A 3461-nucleotide genomic window follows, 5' to 3' on the forward strand; every position below is an offset into this window, starting at 1 on the left:
CCGGCAGCGCCGCAACCGGCCGCTGCTGGTGGTGCACACGGGCGTGATGAAGGGCAAGTCCACCGCCGCCTTCGGGTTGGCGCTGCGAGGCTGGAACCAAGGCTGGTCGATCGGCGTGTTCCAGTTCGTGAAGTCGGCGAAGTGGAAGGTCGGCGAGGAGGCCGCGTTCAAGGCGCTGGGCGAGGTGCACGAGCGCACCGGCCAGGGCGGGCCCGTGCAGTGGCACAAGATGGGCGAGGGCTGGTCGTGGACCCGCAAGCCGGGTTCGGACTCCGACCACGCCGCCGCCGCGCTGGAGGGCTGGCGCGAGATCCAGCGCCGGCTCGCCGCCGAGGAGCACGGGCTGTACGTGCTGGACGAGTTCACGTACCCGATGAAGTGGGGCTGGGTGGACGTCGACGAGGTGGTGGCCACGCTGCGCGACCGCCCCGGCTTCCAGCACGTCGTGATCACCGGCCGGGACGCGCCGAAGGCCCTGGTCGACGCGGCCGACCTCGTGGTGGAGATGACCAAGGTCAAGCACCCGATGGACGCCGGACAGAAGGGCCAGCGGGGGATCGAGTGGTAGCCAGGCTGGTGATCGCGGCCCCCGCCTCGGGCAGCGGCAAGACCACCGTCGCCACCGGGCTGATGGCCGCGCTGCGCAAAAGGGGCGACCGGGTCGCGCCATTCAAGGTCGGCCCCGACTACATCGACCCGGGCTATCACGCGCTGGCCGCCGGCCGTCCGGGGCGCAACCTCGATCCGGTGCTGGTCGGCGAGGAGCGGATCGCGCCGCTGTTCCGGCACGGCTCTCACGACACGGACATCGCCGTGATCGAGGGCGTGATGGGCCTGTTCGACGGCCGCATCGGCACCGACGGCTTCGGTTCCACCGCCCATGTCGCAACGGTGTTGGAAGCCCCGGTCGTGCTCGTGGTCGACGGCCGGGGCCAGGGTCGGAGCCTTGCTGCCCTGCTGCACGGATTTCGCAGCTATGACGCCAAGATCCGGCTGGCCGGGGTGATCCTGAACCAGGTCGGCTCCGAGCGGCACGAAGAGGTGCTCCGGGACGCCTGCGACGAGATCGGCCTGGACGTGCTGGGCGTGGTCCGCCGCGGCACCGGCCTGGCGGTGCCTTCCCGGCATCTCGGGCTCGTCACGGCGGCGGAGCACGGATCCGTTGCCGTGCAAGCGGTCGAGGCGATGGCCGACGCCGTCACGGCGGGGGTGGACCTGCCGGCGGTCAAGGCCCTTGCCGCCACCGCGTCGGAACTGGCCGCCGAACCGTGGCGGCCGGACGTGGAACCGGTCGCCGGCCGGCCGGTGGTGGCGGTGGCCGGGGGATCGGCCTTCACGTTCGGTTACGCCGAACACGTGGAGCTGCTCAAGGCCGCCGGAGCCGAGGTGGTGACCCTGGATCCGTTGCGGGACAAGCAACTCCCCGACAACACGGCCGGACTTGTGCTGCCCGGCGGCTTCCCCGAGCAGCATGCCGCCGAACTGTCGGCCAACGAGCCGCTCCGGCAGGACGTCGCGGAGTTGGCCCGCCGAGGAGCTCCCGTGCATGCCGAATGCGGCGGCCTGCTGTACCTGGCCCGGGAGCTGGATGGCCTGCCGATGTGCGGCGTGCTCGACGCCACGGCCACCATGACTTCCCGACTGACCCTCGGCTACCGCGACGCTCTAGCCCCGGTCGAGTCAACATTGCACTCGATCGGGGACCGGGTGACGGGGCACGAGTTCCACCGCACCGCTGTCACGCCCCGGCACGGCGCCGAGTCGGCCTGGCGCTGGCGCGGGGCCGAGCCCGAGGGCTTCGTGCACGGCGGGGTGCACGCTTCCTACCTGCACACACATCCGGCCGGCGCCCCGCTCGCCATCCGGCGGTTCGTCGAAAGGTGCGCACAGTGAGACTGGTCGGACTCGGGGTCGGACCGGGTGACCCGGAGCTGCTCACGCTGGCCGGGCTCCGGGAGCTCAAGGCCGCGGGCCGGGTGTTCGTGCCGGTGATGTCGGCGGACGAGGAGGGCCGTTCCGAGGCCGTGGTCCGCGCGCACCTGCCGGCCGACGCCCCGGTCGAGCGGCTCACGTTCGCATTGAACGACGACGTGCGCGGTTCACAACAACGTCGTAACGAACTGTGGGACGCCGCGGGCGCACAGGTGGCCGAACACCTTCGTGAGCACGGCGGCACGGCGGTGTTCGCGACCATCGGCGACCCGATGATCTACTCCACTTTCACCTATCTCGCGGCCACCGTTCGGCGGTTGCTGCCCGCGGTGGAAGTGGTGCTCAGTCCCGGAATCACGGCGATGCAGGCGGCGGCCAGCGCGGCCGGACTCCATCTGGTGGAAGGCACGGAGTCGCTGACCCTGGTGCCGGTGACCCGTGAGGTGACCGGGCTGCGGGCGGCCTTGCGGGGTGGCGGTACCGTCGTCGCCTACAAGGGCGGCCGACGACTCGACGAGCTGCGCGCCGAGATCGAGGCCGCCGGGGCGCTGGACCGCTCGGTGTACGCCGAGCATCTCGGCACACAACGGGCACGGGTGCTCCCCTTGTCCCAAGTGGACGGGTCGGTTGCTGCGCCGTACTTGTCCACTGTCGTGATACTTCCGCCACGTGGCGGGAGAGGAGAGCAACTGTGAAGTCGGGGTTGGTGTCCTTCGTCGGCGCGGGTCCGGGCGCCGCCGACCTGATCACACTGCGCGGCGCGCGCCGGCTGGCCGCCGCGGACGTGGTCGTCTGGGCCCCGAGCCTGGTGGACGCCGAGTGCATTCGCGAGCACGTCCGCGAGGACGCCGAGCTGATCGACCTGTCCCGGTCGGCCACCGAAGACCTGGTGGAGCTGTTCCGCCGGGCCGCGCGGGACAAGCTCCAGGTGGTCCGGATGATCACCGGCGACCCGGTGCTGTGGGGCGCGGTCCGCGACCAGGTGGACGCCTGCCGCCGGATCGGCGTCGAGACGGAGATCGTGCCCGGCGTGTCGCAGGTGTCGGCGGCGGTGTCCGCGGTCGGCCGCGAGCTGACCGACGCCGACCAGTCGCTGATCCTGACCCGGGTGGACGCCACGGCGCTGCCCGACGCCACCCAGATCCGCCAGTTCGCCGAGCACGGCGCGACCATGGGCGTGTTCGTGGCGGCGGCCCGCACCGGGCAGCTGGTCGAGGAGCTGACCGAGGGCGGCTACGCCGCGGACACCCCGGTCGTGGTGGCGTACAAGACGACCTGGCCGGACGAGCTGCTGCTGACCACCACGCTGGGCGAGCTGGAGGCGGCCGTCAAGCAGCGCAAGCTGTGGCGGCACACGCTGTTCCTGGTCGGCAAGGCGATGGCCCCGGGCACTAAAGCCCGATACCGCCGTGCCGAGACCACCGCCGAGCCGGTCGAGGAGGCCGTCGACGCGACGGGGGAGCGCGCCGCGCGCCGCACGTGGTGGTCGGCCCGCGCCGGACGCACCAACCGGATCGCCGCCGCCCGCC

Annotated in this window: 4 protein-coding genes; all 4 read left to right on the forward strand. The window is 72.1% G+C overall.

Annotated elements, in window-relative coordinates; all coding sequences use genetic code 11:
* Positions 1-568 (forward strand): cob(I)yrinic acid a,c-diamide adenosyltransferase (cobO, locus tag KUTG_RS34820; RefSeq protein WP_043722945.1); only part of this gene is annotated, 568 nt, incomplete at its 5' end.
* Positions 562-1893, forward strand: a complete 1332-nt coding sequence (locus tag KUTG_RS34825; RefSeq protein WP_043722946.1) for a cobyrinate a,c-diamide synthase — start codon at positions 562-564, stop codon at positions 1891-1893. The genes cobO and KUTG_RS34825, both read left to right, overlap by 7 nt.
* Entirely contained in the window at positions 1890-2627 is a 738-nt protein-coding gene (cobI, locus tag KUTG_RS34830; protein WP_084580114.1) for a precorrin-2 C(20)-methyltransferase, read from the forward strand. Before KUTG_RS34825 ends, cobI begins: the two co-directional genes overlap by 4 nt.
* Positions 2624-3461, forward strand: an 838-nt coding sequence (locus tag KUTG_RS34835) for a cobalt-precorrin-4/precorrin-4 C(11)-methyltransferase (RefSeq protein WP_198047401.1), incomplete at its 3' end; no start/stop codon positions are given. The genes cobI and KUTG_RS34835, both read left to right, overlap by 4 nt.

It is taken from the genome of Kutzneria sp. 744, from assembly GCF_000568255.1.
Lineage (GTDB): Bacteria > Actinomycetota > Actinomycetes > Mycobacteriales > Pseudonocardiaceae > Kutzneria.